Annotated in this window: 16 protein-coding genes; 11 read left to right on the top strand and 5 right to left on the bottom strand. The window is 36.1% G+C overall.

Annotated elements, in window-relative coordinates; translation table 11 throughout:
* Nucleotides 1–26 precede the first annotated feature (26 nt).
* A complete protein-coding gene (locus LC457_RS05070; protein ID WP_223598900.1) occupies nucleotides 27–926 on the top strand; it encodes a leucine-rich repeat domain-containing protein in 900 nt (299 codons plus the stop codon).
* A gap of 2 nt (nucleotides 927–928) precedes the next feature.
* On the opposite strand, the gene LC457_RS05065 is transcribed toward LC457_RS05070, so the two are convergent.
* The gene (locus tag LC457_RS05065) at nucleotides 929–1,252 is read right to left on the bottom strand and encodes a translation initiation factor (RefSeq protein WP_034696743.1); all 324 of its coding nucleotides are present in this window, start codon (nucleotides 1,250–1,252) and stop codon (nucleotides 929–931) included.
* 206 nt (nucleotides 1,253–1,458) lie between these two features.
* Between LC457_RS05065 and gpmI the strand changes: the two genes are divergently transcribed.
* From gpmI to LC457_RS05040, 5 genes are all read left to right on the top strand, one after another.
* Entirely contained in the window at nucleotides 1,459–3,000 is a 1,542-nt protein-coding gene (gene gpmI, locus LC457_RS05060; RefSeq protein ID WP_223598899.1) for a 2,3-bisphosphoglycerate-independent phosphoglycerate mutase, read from the top strand.
* 150 nt (nucleotides 3,001–3,150) lie between these two features.
* The gene (locus tag LC457_RS05055; RefSeq protein ID WP_223598898.1) at nucleotides 3,151–4,128 is read left to right on the top strand and encodes an acyl-ACP desaturase; all 978 of its coding nucleotides are present in this window, start codon (nucleotides 3,151–3,153) and stop codon (nucleotides 4,126–4,128) included.
* 99 nt (nucleotides 4,129–4,227) lie between these two features.
* Nucleotides 4,228–4,659, top strand: a complete 432-nt coding sequence (locus LC457_RS05050; RefSeq protein WP_223598897.1) for a BT0820 family HAD-type phosphatase — start codon at nucleotides 4,228–4,230, stop codon at nucleotides 4,657–4,659.
* Nucleotides 4,660–4,817: 158 nt separating this feature from the next.
* Entirely contained in the window at nucleotides 4,818–5,627 is an 810-nt protein-coding gene (gene map / locus LC457_RS05045) for a type I methionyl aminopeptidase (RefSeq protein ID WP_223598896.1), read from the top strand.
* Nucleotides 5,627–6,394 (top strand): class I SAM-dependent methyltransferase, encoded by a 768-nt coding sequence (locus tag LC457_RS05040; RefSeq protein WP_223598895.1) that lies wholly within the window; start codon nucleotides 5,627–5,629, stop codon nucleotides 6,392–6,394. The genes map and LC457_RS05040 overlap by 1 nt, the downstream gene beginning before the upstream one ends.
* A gap of 114 nt (nucleotides 6,395–6,508) precedes the next feature.
* Here the strand turns inward: LC457_RS05040 and LC457_RS05035 are convergent, their stop codons facing one another.
* Together LC457_RS05035 and LC457_RS05030 are read right to left on the bottom strand one after the other, a co-directional pair.
* A complete protein-coding gene (locus LC457_RS05035; RefSeq protein WP_223598894.1) occupies nucleotides 6,509–6,841 on the bottom strand; it encodes a multidrug efflux SMR transporter in 333 nt (110 codons plus the stop codon).
* A 241-nt stretch (nucleotides 6,842–7,082) separates the two neighbouring features.
* Complete coding sequence (locus tag LC457_RS05030; RefSeq protein ID WP_223598893.1) at nucleotides 7,083–7,646, bottom strand: Crp/Fnr family transcriptional regulator; 564 nt, start codon at nucleotides 7,644–7,646, stop codon at nucleotides 7,083–7,085.
* Between the two features lie 338 nt (nucleotides 7,647–7,984).
* Between LC457_RS05030 and era the strand changes: the two genes are divergently transcribed.
* A complete protein-coding gene (gene era / locus LC457_RS05025) occupies nucleotides 7,985–8,860 on the top strand; it encodes a GTPase Era (RefSeq protein ID WP_047384549.1) in 876 nt (291 codons plus the stop codon).
* Nucleotides 8,861–8,926: 66 nt separating this feature from the next.
* On the top strand, nucleotides 8,927–9,355 hold the full coding sequence (locus LC457_RS05020) for a DoxX family protein (RefSeq protein ID WP_223598892.1): 429 nt from the start codon (nucleotides 8,927–8,929) through the stop codon (nucleotides 9,353–9,355).
* Nucleotides 9,356–9,412: 57 nt separating this feature from the next.
* On the opposite strand, the gene LC457_RS05015 is transcribed toward LC457_RS05020, so the two are convergent.
* The gene (locus LC457_RS05015; protein ID WP_223598891.1) at nucleotides 9,413–9,565 is read right to left on the bottom strand and encodes a hypothetical protein; all 153 of its coding nucleotides are present in this window, start codon (nucleotides 9,563–9,565) and stop codon (nucleotides 9,413–9,415) included.
* Between the two features lie 118 nt (nucleotides 9,566–9,683).
* Here LC457_RS05015 and LC457_RS05010 point away from each other — a divergent pair, with 118 nt between their 5' ends.
* On the top strand, nucleotides 9,684–12,086 hold the full coding sequence (locus LC457_RS05010; RefSeq protein WP_223598890.1) for a S9 family peptidase: 2,403 nt from the start codon (nucleotides 9,684–9,686) through the stop codon (nucleotides 12,084–12,086).
* Nucleotides 12,087–12,256: 170 nt separating this feature from the next.
* Here the strand turns inward: LC457_RS05010 and LC457_RS05005 are convergent, their stop codons facing one another.
* Nucleotides 12,257–12,946: an HAD family hydrolase gene (locus LC457_RS05005; RefSeq protein WP_223598889.1), complete on the bottom strand. Its 690-nt coding sequence runs from the start codon at nucleotides 12,944–12,946 to the stop codon at nucleotides 12,257–12,259.
* Nucleotides 12,947–13,022: 76 nt separating this feature from the next.
* On the opposite strand from LC457_RS05005, the gene LC457_RS05000 reads away from it, so the two are divergent.
* Entirely contained in the window at nucleotides 13,023–13,586 is a 564-nt protein-coding gene (locus tag LC457_RS05000) for a Crp/Fnr family transcriptional regulator (protein ID WP_223598888.1), read from the top strand.
* Nucleotides 13,587–13,929: 343 nt separating this feature from the next.
* Nucleotides 13,930–14,433: a GNAT family N-acetyltransferase gene (locus tag LC457_RS04995; RefSeq protein WP_223598887.1), complete on the top strand. Its 504-nt coding sequence runs from the start codon at nucleotides 13,930–13,932 to the stop codon at nucleotides 14,431–14,433.
* Nucleotides 14,434–14,558: the final 125 nt, after the last annotated feature.

Raw genomic sequence — 14,558 nt, 5'->3', positions numbered from 1 at the left:
TGTCGCTGGCAGACCTTTTTATGTTTATGAAAAAGTTTTTTTTACTTATTTCCATACTATCACTTTCTCAGATCAATGCACAGATTGATCCTGTGAAATATCCTACTTTTACCAATATTGAAGATGCTTTAAGCAGTAAAAAAGCAGTGTACAGTATGAGTTTCAGAGAAAAAGGATTGTTTAATCTTCCTCCTCAGATCGTGAAGCTTGATTCCTTATTCTTTCTGAATATCATGGCCAATAAGCTTGAGAAAATGGATCAGGAACTCTTTGAGTTGAAAGAACTGGAGATTTTAAATGTGAATGAAAACAGCATTAAATACATCCCGGATGAGGTAAGCAAGCTGAAGAAACTGACGACTTTTTCAATGAATCTGAATAGTCTGACAAGCATTAATCCCAATATTGCAAAGCTCCAGAACTTAAAAGTAGTACATTTTGATGCCAACAATCTGAATACCTTCCCCGAAGCACTTATGAAAATTGCAGCGTTGGAAGAAATTAACCTTCAGGGAAATCAGATCAGTTTTATTGCTGACAGACTGGATCAGATCAAAAATCTTAAATTTCTGAATCTTTCTGATAATCAGATTAATGACCTTGGTAATTTGTCTTTTCCTAAAAACTTAAAATATCTTGAACTGCAGCAGAATGCCATCAACAAGCTTCCGGAAAACCTTTTCAAAGCTCAGCATCTTGAATTTCTGAATGTAAGTGGAAATAATATCTCGGAAATTTCACCCAAAGTAAAAGGGCTGAAAAGTGTAGTCAGTATGAATCTTGCTAACAATAATCTGAAATATATTCCTGTAGAAATCAAGCAGTTGAAAAATCTGAAAACTTTGATTCTTACAGGAAATCCTATAGAAAAATCTACAATTGAAAATTTAAAAACCCTACTGCCGGATACGCAGATCTACTTCTAGATCTATCCGCCAACACGTTTGGTTTTATATCCCATTTCTTTAAGGATATTCATTATTTTATCACGGTTATCTCCTTGAATGATAATCGTTCCATCCTTCTCAGAACCGCCTATACCTAAGGTGGTTTTTATTTTCTTTGAGATTTTTTTCAGGTCTTCCTCACTGCCTTCCCAGCCTTCAACAATAGTTACAGGCTTGCCGTTTCTCCCTTTTTTCTCAAACTTGCATACCAAAGGTTCTTTCTGCTTGAATTGCTCTTCAGGCATTTCAAAATCCTGCTCTTCATGATCAGGAAAAAGATTCTTCAATTGATCTCGTAAATCCATACCGCAAAATTAAAAAGATTTACGGATTAATGAACTGAAATAATCAATGAAATTTCAATTTTTCAACCCTGTCAAGGTTTTACACCTTGACAGGGTTTGATTATCTGCGATATCACCCTGATGATCAGTAATCAAAAAAATTCAAGACTTCAAATTCTTCTATTCATAGGAAATTAGGTAAATTTGTCTAACAAAAGTTTTACAAAATGTCAAAAAAAGCAATACTGGCAATTCTTGACGGATGGGGATTGGGAACAAACCCGGACGTTTCTGCAATAGATAAAGCAAATACACCATTCATAGACAGCTGTTACAAAAAATTTCCGCATACTACGCTTGAAGCGAGTGGACTGGCTGTAGGTCTTCCTGCCGGACAGATGGGAAATTCTGAAGTTGGGCACATGAACCTCGGAGCAGGGAGAGTGGTTTACCAGAACCTGGTGAAACTGAATATGGCGGTTGAAAACGGAACACTGGGTCAGGAAAAAGTGATTCAGGATGCTTTCGAATACGCAAAAAAAGAAAATAAAAAAGTACACTTCATAGGGTTGGTTTCCAACGGAGGAGTACACTCACATATCAATCACTTAAAAGGATTACTGACGGCTGCAAAAGAATTCGGTTTAAATGAGAACGTATTTGTTCACGCATTTACCGATGGTAGAGACTGTGATCCTCATTCCGGATTCGGGTTTATTGACGAACTTCAGAAGCATATGGATGCTACTACCGGAAAGCTGGCAACAGTGGTAGGAAGATATTATGCGATGGACAGAGACAAGAGATGGGAACGCGTAAAATTAGCTTATGATGCCCTTGTAGAAGGAGTAGGCGAACCAACAACGGATGCTTTGGCAGCGATCAAGACTTCCTATGATAATAATGTTACAGATGAATTCCTGAAACCCATCATTTTAATGAATACTACTGCAACAGGAAATGTGGTGCCGGTAGCAAAAATTATTGATAATGATGTAGTGATCTGCTTCAACTTCCGTACAGACAGAGGAAGAGAAATTACAGAAGTTCTTTCTCAGAAGGATTTTCCGGAATATTCTATGAAGAAACTGAACCTTTATTATATTACGCTAACGAATTATGATAAAACATTCCAGAATGTACAGGTTGTTTTTGACGAAAACGTTTTGACGGAAACAATGGGGGAAATTCTTGAAAAAAATGGACGATCTCAGATCAGAATCGCAGAAACAGAAAAATATCCACACGTTACTTTCTTCTTTTCAGGAGGAAGAGAAGAAGAATTTGAAGGAGAAAGAAGACTGCTTTGCCCAAGCCCGAAAGATGTTCCTACTTATGATTTGAAGCCTGAAATGTCAGCCTATGATATTACCAATGCAATCGTACCGGAACTGGAACAGGGAAATGCTGACTTTGTTTGTCTGAACTTCGCCAATACAGATATGGTAGGACATACAGGAGTTTTTGAAGCCGCTGTAAAAGCTGCCGAAGTAGTAGACCAGTGTATCGAAAAAGTAGCAACCGCTGCTTATGAAAACGGATATGCTGTTTTTATTCTTGCCGATCACGGAAATTCAGATGTGATGATGAATCCGGATGGAACTCCTAATACACAGCATTCAACCAATCTTGTGCCTTTCATTGTAATGGATAAAGACCATACCTGGAATCTGAAACCAGGAAAACTGGGGGATGTAGCGCCTACAATCCTTAAAGTAATGGGCGTTGAAATACCGGCTGCAATGACCGGAGATGTTTTAGTTGATTAAAATTCAATAATATTGTCAAAAGAATGCCGTTATACCTTGTATGGCGGCATTCTTTTATGATTTATGTCAGATAAAGTATGAGTTGCATACTTTATTATGCGCCAAATAATAAATAAATCATATCTTTGTAAATTAAAACTGAATAGTAAAATGTATCAAAAGCTTGTAAGGAAAGAAGTAATGGGATTATTGGAAAAGGAAGTAGGTTCTTTTCTTGATAAATTTTTAACGCCAATTGAAAAAATATGGCAGCCTTCCGATTATTTACCAGATCCTTCAAGCGAAGAATTTAAACACGACTTAGAGGAAATCCAGACTTTTGCCCGCGAAATGCCTTACGATCTTTTTGTAACATTGATTGGGGACTGTATCACAGAAGAAGCTCTTCCTTCCTATGAGTCTTGGTTAATGGGAGTTGACGGAATCAATCAGGAAGAAAAACTGGGCTGGGCCAACTGGGTAAGAGCATGGACTGCTGAAGAAAACAGACACGGAGATTTATTAAACAAATATCTGTATCTGTGCGGAAGAGTAAACATGAGAGAAGTTGAAATTACCACTCAATACCTGATCAATGATGGTTTCGATTTGGGAACAAGTATGGACCCGTACAGAAACTTTATCTATACAAGTTTCCAGGAGACAGCTACCAATATCTCTCACAGAAGAGTAGGTACATTGGCTAAACAATCCGGAAACGGAAAATTGGCAAAAATGTGTGGTGTAATTGCTGCAGACGAAGCAAGACACGCTAAAGCATACAAGCATTTCGTAGCGAAAATCCTTGAAGTAGACCCTTCAGAAATGATTCTTGCATTCGAAGATATGATGCGTAAAAAGATCGTAATGCCTGCTCACCTTATGAGACAGTCCGGACAAAAAGCCGGAGAGCTTTGGGGACATTTCTCAGATGCTGCACAAAGATGTATGGTATACACAGGTCAGGATTATATCAATATTATGAAAGACCTTTTAGATGAATGGAAAATTGAGCATGTGAAAGGACTTACAGAAAAAGCAGAAAAAGCTCAGGAATACCTGATGAAGCTTCCTGCAAGGCTTCAGAAGATCACAGACAGAGTTTCTACTCCGGATCTTCAGTTCCAGTTTAACTGGGTAAAAAGCTAATGAAATTTACATTATTATTTAAAATATAAAAGTATTGAGTGCCTTTCTTTTGGGCACTCTTTTTATTTCTTATCTTTGCAAAGCTAAAAAAACAACAAAATGTTAAATAATAAAAAGATTGCTGTTGACTTTGACGGGACTATTGTTGATGATGCTTACCCGGCAATCGGAAAACCAAAAACTTTTGCATTCGAAACATTGAAAAGACTTCAGGCTGAAGGATTCAGACTTATACTTTGGACTTACAGACATGGAAAAACATTAGATGAAGCTGTAGAATTCTGTCAAAAAAACGGAATAGAATTTTACGCCGTGAATTCAAGTTTTGAAGGAGAAGTTTTTGATCATGAAACACAATCCAGAAAATTAGATGCAGATTGGTTTATTGACGACAGAAATTTAGGAGGATTCCCGGGATGGGGTGAGATCTACAATATTATTCAGGAAAGAATAGAATTCCGTGTAGAAGGGAAAGAAGTTCTTGCCTATTCAAAACTAAAAAAAGAAAAGAAAAAAGGACTTTTCTGGTAGGATAAAAATGAGAAGCCGGATATTAGAAATTAGTTTTATAATACCAAATCAAAGCTTCTATTTTTGATCAGAGAAAGTCTGTAGATTGTTATAATATAGAAATACACATCATGCTGTAATCTAGCTTTTAACATCTGATATCTAACATCTATACAATAATGATTCAATTAAAAACGATAGACGAATTACGTCTGATGAAGGAGAGTGCCCGACTGGTTTCTAAAACATTGGGAATGTTGGCAAAAGAAATTAAACCAGGCATTACGACCTTATATTTAGATAAACTGGCTCATGATTTTATTAAAGATCATGGTGCTGAGCCTGCATTTTTAGGATACGGAGGATTCCCGAATTCTCTTTGTATCTCTCCGAATGAGCAGGTAGTTCATGGTTTTCCAAACAAGGATGTAGTAAAAGAAGGAGATGTTCTTTCCGTAGACTGTGGAGTTATTCTTAACGGTTTCGTAGGAGATCATGCCTACACTTTTGAAATCGGGGAAGTGAAGCCTGAGGTTAAAAAATTACTGCAGGTGACCAAAGAATCTTTATACAAAGGAATTGAGCAGGTTGTCAGAGGAAAAAGAATAGGAGATATCTCCCATGCAATCCAGGCACATTGTGAAAAAGAAGGATATGGAGTAGTAAGAGAGCTTGTAGGACACGGTTTAGGAAGAAAAATGCATGAAGATCCACAGGTTCCTAACTACGGAAGACAGGGAAGCGGAAAAATAATTAAAGACGGTTTGGCGATTGCTATCGAGCCGATGGTTAATATGGGAACTGAGAAAGTGAAGTTCCATAATGACGGCTGGACAGTAACGACTCTTGATAATATGCCATCTGCCCACTTTGAACATGATGTAGCGGTAATCAATGGTAAGCCGGTATTGCTTTCAACATTTGACTATGTCTATGAAGCTCTGGGGATTGTAAGTGACGAAGAAAAGCAGTTCCAACTGGATTTTTAATGAAAAAGGTAACGAAACTTTTACTGAATAAAATTCCACGCCCTATGCTTATTAAAATGAGTATTTGGGCAAGACCGCTTATTTACCAGTTTTTCAAAGGAGATCAGTTTTATGATCCTATTGATGGAAGATCTTACCGAAAATTTCTTCCGTATGGATATGGCAAACAAAGGGAAAATGCTCTTTCTCCCGGAACTTTAAGTCTGGAAAGACACCGCCAGATGTGGCTGTATCTTCAGAATGAAACTGATTTTTTTATTAAGAATTATAAAGTTCTGCATATTGCTCCCGAACAGGAATTTTTAAGAAAATTCAAAAGAATGAGTAACCTGAACTATATTTCGGCAGACTTATATTCTCCGATTGTAGATGTAAAGGCTGATATCCTGGATTTACCTTTTGAAGACGAAAGTTTTGATATTATTTTCTGTAACCACGTTCTGGAACATATCGAAGACGATGCCAAAGCAATAAGTGAATTATACAGGGTAATGAAGCCCGGCGGATGGGGAATTCTTCAGGTTCCGATGAAAAATTCATTGGAGAAAACCTATGAAGACTTTACCATTAAAGATCCGAAAGAACGTCAGAAACACTTTGGCCAATACGATCATGTACGTTGGTACGGAATGGATTATTTTGACCGCTTAAGAAAAGCTGGCTTTGAAACAGATCCGAACTTCTATTCACAGAAATTCTCAGAAGAAGAAATTAAAAAATATGGGTTAAGACACAATGAAATCTTACCTATAGTTTATAAAAAATAAAAAAGACCTGTCAGAAAATGGCAGGTCTTTTTTGTGATCAAAGTATAATCTAAAAAAACCGCCCTCATTATGAAGACGGTTCCATTTTTAAATATAGATAGAAATTTATGCCTTTTAGTGCGATGAAGAAACGGCTTTCAAACCTACTACAGAACCAATAAGCATTACAATAAAGAAAACTCTCCAAAAGCTTACAGGATCCTTAAAGAAGATAATTCCCATTAAAGCCGTTCCTACCGCTCCAATTCCCGTCCATACCGCATATGCAGTACCAATAGGTAAGGTTTGGGTCGCTTTAATCAATAAAACCATACTGATGGTCATGGTTATCAGGAAACCCGCATACCACAGGTACATTTCAGTTCCTGATGTTTCTTTTGCCTTTCCCAGACATGATGCGAAGGCAACTTCAAATAATCCAGCGATAACTAATATTAACCAATTCATTTTTTTAAATTTTTCTACGGCAAAGTTCAGAATTTGACAGGAAAAAAAATTTTACAATTGTTAAAAAATGAAAAAGAAGATGGAAGCTGGAAGAATGAAGATGGAAGTAAAAGGGTTGTCATATCAATAGGAGCGGACTTTAGTCCGCTTATAATATAAAAAAATATTCCGTTGGCTTTAGCCAAAACATAAATTAAGAATCACAGAATTTTTAAATCATTTAATCCTTCAATTTTTTAATCTACTTGATTTCGGCCCGTATCCTACTCAAACTTACTTGTGTAATCCCAAGGTACGACGCAATGTACCCCAGCTGAACCCTTTTTAGCAGTTCAGGTTGATAAGCCATAATATCTTTATAACGTTCCAAAGATGTTTTGAACTGTCTGGAAATAATCAGTTCCTCGGATTTTATCATCTCGGCTTCTGCCAGTTTTCGGCCCCAGTTGGCAATATGAATATCTTCATTGAACAGTTTTCTGAGGCTTTCCGTTTCCATTCTGTACAGATCGCAGTCTTCCAGCAATTCGATGCTTTCATAGCCGGGTTTGTCCTCCACATAGCTTTTCATAGAAAGAATGCATTGTCCTTCACTACCGAACCAGAATGTAATATCATTATCGGCAGTTGAAGAATAGGCACGTGCTATCCCTTTACGGATAAAATAAAAATAAGGAATCACTTTGTCAGCTTCCATCAGGCAAAATCCTTTAGGATGTGAAATCTCGGTGATATGCTCTTTCAAACTGTTTTTTGATGCTTCAGGAAGAAGGTAAACCTTGTCAAGAATCTGGTCTATATTCATAAAGATGAATTCTAATATTCAAAAATATCAGTTTTAGACAATGCAATACAAAATTATCTTATAATTTTTATCAAAAATCTTGTAGTGAATGTGATCATAATTAAAGTTATTTATCGTCAAAATTACAATGGAAAGAGCAAAAATTCCCTTCCTTCGGAGAGGTGGCAAAAATTCAAAGAATTTTTGACGGGGTGGTTAGCCAAGCAATCATCCCTCTGTACATTTCTTTTTCTCATGCTATATTTCAAAGTATAACTCTCTTTTTTCCTTTAAAAATTAAGATTAACCGTAAAGACCAATTTTGTTTTAGTAACTTTGCAGTTCGTAATATTATTTTTATGCACAAAGCTGGATTTGTAAATATAGTTGGAAAGCCCAATGCGGGAAAATCGACCTTGCTTAACCAATTAATGGGAGAGAAGTTGGCGATTGTGACGCAGAAAGCTCAGACAACCCGCCACAGAATTTTTGGTATTTATAATGAAGATGACCTTCAGATTGTATTTTCCGATACTCCGGGAGTATTGGATCCAAAATACGGATTACAGGAAAAAATGATGGATTTTGTAAAGGATTCTTTGCAGGATGCCGATGTTTTCCTGTTTATTGTAGACGTTACCGATAAAGCGGAACCATCAGAATTTTTAATTGATAAACTGAATAAAATCCCTGTACCTGTACTTCTTTTATTAAATAAAGTAGACCAGACCGATCAGGCAGGCCTTGAAAAATTAGTGGAAGACTGGCACAATAGAATTCCGAAAGCTGAAATTCTGCCTATTTCTGCTTTAAATGCCTTTAATACAGAAGTCATTTTACCTAAAATAAAATCTCTGCTTCCTGAAAATCCTCCTTACTACGATAAAGACCAATATACGGATAAACCCGAGAGATTCTTTGTAAACGAAGCAATACGTGAGAAAATCCTTTTAAATTATGATAAGGAAATTCCATACTCAGTAGAGGTAGTGACTGAGCAGTTCAAAGAAAAAGAAGGAATTATCTTCATAGACTCAATTATTTATGTAGAAAGAGATACCCAGAAAGGAATTATTATCGGGCACAAAGGAGAAGCTATCAAGAAAGTAGGAACTGAAGCGAGATTAGACCTGGAAAAGTTTTTCACCAAAAAAATTCATTTAAACTTATTTGTAAAAGTGAAAAAAGACTGGAGAAAGAACGACAGAGATCTTAAAAATTTCGGTTACAGATAAACTAAAATAGCCGGAATCCCGTTGTATTAAAAGATTTTTATTACCTTAGTATAAATTTTTTAGTAAATGAACTATAATAATTCAAATTGGAGCTCAATACCTAAAGATGTTATTTTATTAGCAGTGAGAGTGTTTGTTGGTTTTGCAATGCTGTCTCATGGCTTTCCAAAACTTCAGATGCTATTGGAGGGCGGTAAAATCGAGTTTTTCGATTTTATGGGACTTGGCCCTCAGATCTCTCTGATTCTTACGGTTTTTGCTGAATTTGTTTGTTCAATACTACTTATATTAGGGCTTTTTACAAGAGTTTCTTTAGGTTTTCTGATCTTTACCATGATTATCGCTGCTTTTGCAGTACATGGAGCAGATCCTTTTGAAAAAAGAGAAATGGCACTTGTCTATCTTTCCGTTTATCTTTTACTCATGGTAATCGGAGCTGGTAAAGTTTCAGTAGATCATATGATTGAAAGACGAAAAAGAGCATCAGACTGGTAATCTTATAAGAATATAAAATATGAAAGGCACTTCAACATGAAGTGCCTTTCTTGTTTTTTAAGATCTGCAATTTGGCAAGCAATCCCAGATAGGAGCACCACTTGGAGTTTTACCTACTCTGCAAGCCATGTATCCCGGATCACATAATGGTGCACTTCCTCCTTTAATTGTTTTCAGATTGCTCTTTGATAATTTTCTTAAATTTTTCATATTATTTTAATTTGTAAGATAAAAGTAATAAAAAAACAAATATGACACTGAAAAGAGTCTTATTTTTTAATATTAGAAATATGTTAAAATTCACTACATTCGTAGAAAATGAATTTATATGAAGATAAAACTGACTATTTGCCTATTGGCATTTCTCAATTTTTATGATGCACAGGAAAATATTACTTATCAGAAGCCTTCTGCTGAAATTTTAAAACTTGCAGATTATCAAAGACCTCCAAGTGTTCTGATGAACAGCAAAAAAGACTGGGTAGTTTTTACTTATCGTCCAACATATAAAACACTGGAAGATCTCAGTCAGAGTGAAATGAAGCTTGGCGGACTTAGGATCAATCCGGTTACTAATATTTCGAGCAGCATGACCTACTCAAATGATCTGAAGATCAGAAAGATCAATGATAAAAATGAGATTCAGGTAAAAAACCTGCCTTCCAATCCAAAAATTGCATACGTTTCGTTTTCTCCGGACGAAAAGAAACTGGCTTTTACCAATACAACAAATAAAGGAGTAGAGTTGTGGATCGTAGATATGGAAACTGCTTCTGCAAAAAAAATTACCGCTGATAATCTGAATGCCAACTTGGGAATGCCTTATGTTTGGTATAGTGATTCTCAAAGCTTCCTGATCAGAACACTTCCACAAAACAGACCTGCTCTTATAGATGCAGCCAAAGATCTTCCGACAGGCCCGATTGTTTCAACAGCAGATGGTAAAGTCTCTCAAAACAGGACGTATCAGGATCTTTTGAAAAATCCTCAGGACGAGAAAAACTTCGAAACGCTTACTGCTTCTGAAATCTATAATGTAGATCTTACAGGAAATCTTAAGAAACTGAAAGATCAGGATATGTATGCCGGCTTGAGTTTTTCTCCGGACGGAAATTATCTTATGGCTACGACGATTAAAAAGCCGTTTTCCTATATCGTTCCGCTCAACAGATTTCCATCTACAACAGTTATATATGATATGAAAGGAAATGCTGTAAAAACAGTAAACGAAGTTCCTTTGAATGAAATCATGCCGAAAGGATTCTCATCGGTAAGAACCGGAAAAAGAGATATGGGATGGAGAAGTGATGCTCCTGCTACGCTTACTTATGCTGAAGCTCTGGATGGAGGAGATCAGTCTAAAACAGCGGATTACAGAGACGAAATATTTACATGGGAAGCACCATTTACAGCAGTACCAAAATCTTTCTTCAAAACGAAGCAGAGATATGATGACGTAGTCTGGACCAATGATCATTATGCCATTGTTTCTGAAGGATGGTATGACACAAGAAATACAAAATCTTACCTGATAGATACTAACAACGGGGAATTTAAAGTGTTTGATGACAGAAATTATCAGGATGTTTACAGTGACCCGGGGCATTTTAACACAACAAAAAACCAGTACGGAAGATATGTAATCGATATGAAAGGAGGAAAAGCCTATCTGATCGGAGACGGATTTACCAAAGACGGACAGCATCCTTTTATTGATGAAATGGATGTGAAATCACTGAAAAAGAAAAGACTTTATACCTCTACTATAAAAAACGGTAAAGAAGAGATCATTGATATTCTTAATGCTTCAAAGGGTGAAATTCTTACGACTCAACAGTCACCAAGCCTTTATCCTAATTATTTCAAAAAGAATATTAAATCTAATAAAGCAGAAGCCGTAACTAACTTCGCCAATCCTTTTGAAAGCATCAAAGACGTTTACAAAGAAGTGATTACTTACAAGAGAAATGATGGTGTTACTTTAACTGGAACTCTTTATCTTCCTGCTAATTACGACAGAAAAGCGAAAAAAGAGAAACTTCCGTTGCTGATCTGGGCCTATCCTACTGAATATAAAGATAAAAATACAGCAGGACAAAACACCCAAAACCCGAACGACTTTACCTTCCCTTATTACGGATCATTTGTATACTGGACAACGAAAGGATATGCAGTTCTGGATGACGCAGCTTTCCCGATTATTGGTGAAGGAAAAACAGAGCCTAATGATACTTTCATTCCTCAGTTGGTAGCAAATGCAGCGGCAGCAATTGATGCAGTAGATCACCTGGGATATATTGACAGAAAGAAAGTAGCTGTAGGAGGACATTCTTACGGTGCTTTTATGACAGCTAACCTTCTGACGCATTCTGATCTTTTTGCATGTGGAATTGCAAGAAGCGGAGCTTATAACAGAACGTTGACACCATTCGGGTTCCAGAGCGAGCAGAGAAATTACTGGGATATTCCGGAGATTTACAACAAGATGTCTCCGTTCATGAACGCAGATAAAATGAAAACACCACTTCTTCTGATTCATGGTGATGCAGATAACAACCCGGGAACTTTCACCTTACAGACAGAAAGATACTTCCAGGCTTTGAAAAATCTTGGTGCTTCGGTAAAAATGGTTCTTCTTCCAAAAGAAGCTCATGGATATCAGGCTAAAGAAAATATCTTACACCTTTTATGGGAGCAGGATCAGTTCCTTGAAAAGTGTTTGAAGAAATAAATTACAAAAGAGACTGTTTATCACAAACAGTCTCTTTTTTTTGTTTAAAAATATAATAAGGAAGTTAAAAGAATTAACGAAAACTTTATAGATATTATCACTTAAAGCGAAGCTCATCTTAATGATCTTATTAGCTTAATAAATCTTAATGGTTTAAAATTTATCGGGTTTTAAAGATGCCTCAGAATTTCATCAACATTCTTAAGCTCCATAAAATTTTGATGCTCCAGGTTTATATCATGCTGTTCATGGCTCCATGTGACATGGTAAGGAATATGAGCGGCAAAACCTCCGATTTCTAATACCGGAAGGATATCTGATTTTATAGAATTCCCAAGCATCAGGAAGTTTTCAGGTTTGCAATCCAGATGTTTCAGAAGCTTTATGTAATCATTTTCTTTTTTATCACTCATGATCTCAATATGATGGAAATAGTCCTGTAATCCTGAATTTTTCAGTTTCCGCTCCTGGTCCAGAAGATCTCCTTTTGTAGCAACAACCAGTCGGTATTTTCCCTTTAAACTTTCAAGAGTTTCTGTAACCCCATCCAATAATTCAATTGGTTTCTGAAGAAGATTCTGACCTAGGTGAATGGCTTTGTTTACCATTTCTAACGGAGCGGTGTTATTGGAAACCCTGCCAATGGTTTCAATCATGCAAAGCATAAATCCCTTTACTCCGTAACCGTACAGATGGAGATTCTGCATTTCTGTTTTAAATAATTCCTGTGATACGGAATGTTGCGGAAGATAATCCTCAAGCAGTGTACAGAATTCTTTTTCTGCCTCCTGAAAATAAGGTTCGTTGATCCAAAGCGTGTCATCTGCATCAAAGGCAATCGTAGTAATATGATTATTCATTTTTGTTTTGTAATTTTCTGTTCTCAAAATTCAGTATAAAAACTCAATAAGCAAAGGACATTTGTCCCGGATCCATATGTTACGAACAAATCAGGCATTTTTAAGTTATTTTGAAGAGCTTTATCATAAGCAGGAGGGTAGAGAGGAAGTCGTTTTAAAGTCTTTTTCCAGGGATGAAGATATTTTGGTTCAGGATCAGCCGCTGTCAAAGGTTATGCTGATCAAAGAAGGGATTGCCAAATGCTATTTCACCGAAGAAAACGGAAAGGAGTATATTGTCGAATTTCTGGGAAACGGCGAAATCCTTGGAGAAGTAGAATTGATTAAAAATATCAGCTGTTTATGCGGGGTAAAAGCAATATCTGAGGTAATCGTTTATGAAACCTCTATTTCTTCTTTTAAATCTTTAATCAAGAATGACCTGTCCCTAAATCATCTATTGCTGGATTCATTTGCAGAACGAATTATCAATACTTCCAGCAGAGCTTCCTATCAACAGCTTTATACAGTAGAGCATACGGTAACACAATTAATGAACATGCAATCTGAACAGGGAATTCAGATTTCAAAAGAAGATATGGCGGCCTATCTGGGAATAACAGTCAGAAGTCTCAATAGAATCTTAAAGGATCTGAAATGATTTTGTTGAAAAAATATATAAGGAATATTCTTATTCTTTGTTGGAAATCGCAAAGTTTTTTTTAAATTATTTATAATTTTATGGCATAGGACAATCAAAGATTTTCAGCATTTTGGGTATTAAAAAATATACAGCATTCAATTTTATCGAAGATAAAATCCTTGCGCCTTAAAATATTGGATTTTCAATTCTATCGCGTCTTTGCGTTTTGTTTAAAAAATAATTGTGTTTTTTTTAGGGTGTGTTTGCTTTAGATATTAAAATTTAATAATTGAGTATTGGTTTTTATGGGGTGTTTTTAAAATTTATTACTTTTGTGTAAAATTAAGTCGAATATTCATCAATGGAAAAATTAAAGTTCAGAAATGCTGAATTGGCAGATTTAAATAAAATCGTAGCTATATATAATTCAACAATTGCCTCAAGAATGGTGACTGCAGATATGGAAGAGGTCTCTGTAGAAAGCAAGCTAAAATGGTTTGAAGAACACAATCCTCAGACAAGACCTCTTTGGGTGGTTGAAGATGAACAAAATGAGATGATCGGATGGGTAAGCTTCAGTTCATTCCATGAAAGAGCAGCATACAGTGGAACGGTGGAGGTAAGCATTTATCTGGACGAAACCTGTAGGGGAAAGGGATATGGAAAAACCATTCTTCAGTATTGTATTGATAATGCAGGTAAATTTGGGGTGAAAAACCTGGTAGCTCTTATTTTCCTCCATAATGAGCCAAGTTTGAAACTGTTTAGGTATTTCGGATTTGAAGACTGGGGAAATCTGCCTAATGTAGCAATTTTGGATGGTGTTGAAAGAAGCCTGAAGATCTTAGGAAAGAGAATAGATTAAGCTGAGTAGAAAATTGTGTCTATTTGTGAATTTAATTTGTGCAATTTATGTTTAGAAAATATACATAATCATGTAGATCTGAGAAAGGACATAAATCAATGTTCTGCTGTAAATTAACAAATATA

Source organism: Chryseobacterium sp. GVT01B (assembly GCF_019970045.1).
Taxonomy (GTDB): Bacteria; Bacteroidota; Bacteroidia; order Flavobacteriales; family Weeksellaceae; genus Chryseobacterium.
The sequence above is the reverse complement of the archived record's forward strand: the minus strand, read 5'-3'. Positions and strand labels throughout refer to the sequence as shown.

Bases quoted from the DNA above. Each gene is read 5' to 3' on its own strand.
- LC457_RS05070 (WP_223598900.1), top strand. From the start codon at position 27: ATGAAAAAGTTTTTTTTACTTATTTCCATACTATCACTTTCTCAGATC.
- LC457_RS05065 (WP_034696743.1), bottom strand. From the start codon at position 1,252: ATGGATTTACGAGATCAATTGAAGAATCTTTTTCCTGATCATGAAGAG.
- gpmI (WP_223598899.1), top strand. From the start codon at position 1,459: ATGTCAAAAAAAGCAATACTGGCAATTCTTGACGGATGGGGATTGGGA.
- LC457_RS05055 (WP_223598898.1), top strand. From the start codon at position 3,151: ATGTATCAAAAGCTTGTAAGGAAAGAAGTAATGGGATTATTGGAAAAG.
- LC457_RS05050 (WP_223598897.1), top strand. From the start codon at position 4,228: ATGTTAAATAATAAAAAGATTGCTGTTGACTTTGACGGGACTATTGTT.
- map (WP_223598896.1), top strand. From the start codon at position 4,818: ATGATTCAATTAAAAACGATAGACGAATTACGTCTGATGAAGGAGAGT.
- LC457_RS05040 (WP_223598895.1), top strand. From the start codon at position 5,627: ATGAAAAAGGTAACGAAACTTTTACTGAATAAAATTCCACGCCCTATG.
- LC457_RS05035 (WP_223598894.1), bottom strand. From the start codon at position 6,841: ATGAATTGGTTAATATTAGTTATCGCTGGATTATTTGAAGTTGCCTTC.
- LC457_RS05030 (WP_223598893.1), bottom strand. From the start codon at position 7,646: ATGAATATAGACCAGATTCTTGACAAGGTTTACCTTCTTCCTGAAGCA.
- era (WP_047384549.1), top strand. From the start codon at position 7,985: ATGCACAAAGCTGGATTTGTAAATATAGTTGGAAAGCCCAATGCGGGA.
- LC457_RS05020 (WP_223598892.1), top strand. From the start codon at position 8,927: ATGAACTATAATAATTCAAATTGGAGCTCAATACCTAAAGATGTTATT.
- LC457_RS05015 (WP_223598891.1), bottom strand. From the start codon at position 9,565: ATGAAAAATTTAAGAAAATTATCAAAGAGCAATCTGAAAACAATTAAA.
- LC457_RS05010 (WP_223598890.1), top strand. From the start codon at position 9,684: ATGAAGATAAAACTGACTATTTGCCTATTGGCATTTCTCAATTTTTAT.
- LC457_RS05005 (WP_223598889.1), bottom strand. From the start codon at position 12,946: ATGAATAATCATATTACTACGATTGCCTTTGATGCAGATGACACGCTT.
- LC457_RS05000 (WP_223598888.1), top strand. From the start codon at position 13,023: ATGTTACGAACAAATCAGGCATTTTTAAGTTATTTTGAAGAGCTTTAT.
- LC457_RS04995 (WP_223598887.1), top strand. From the start codon at position 13,930: ATGGAAAAATTAAAGTTCAGAAATGCTGAATTGGCAGATTTAAATAAA.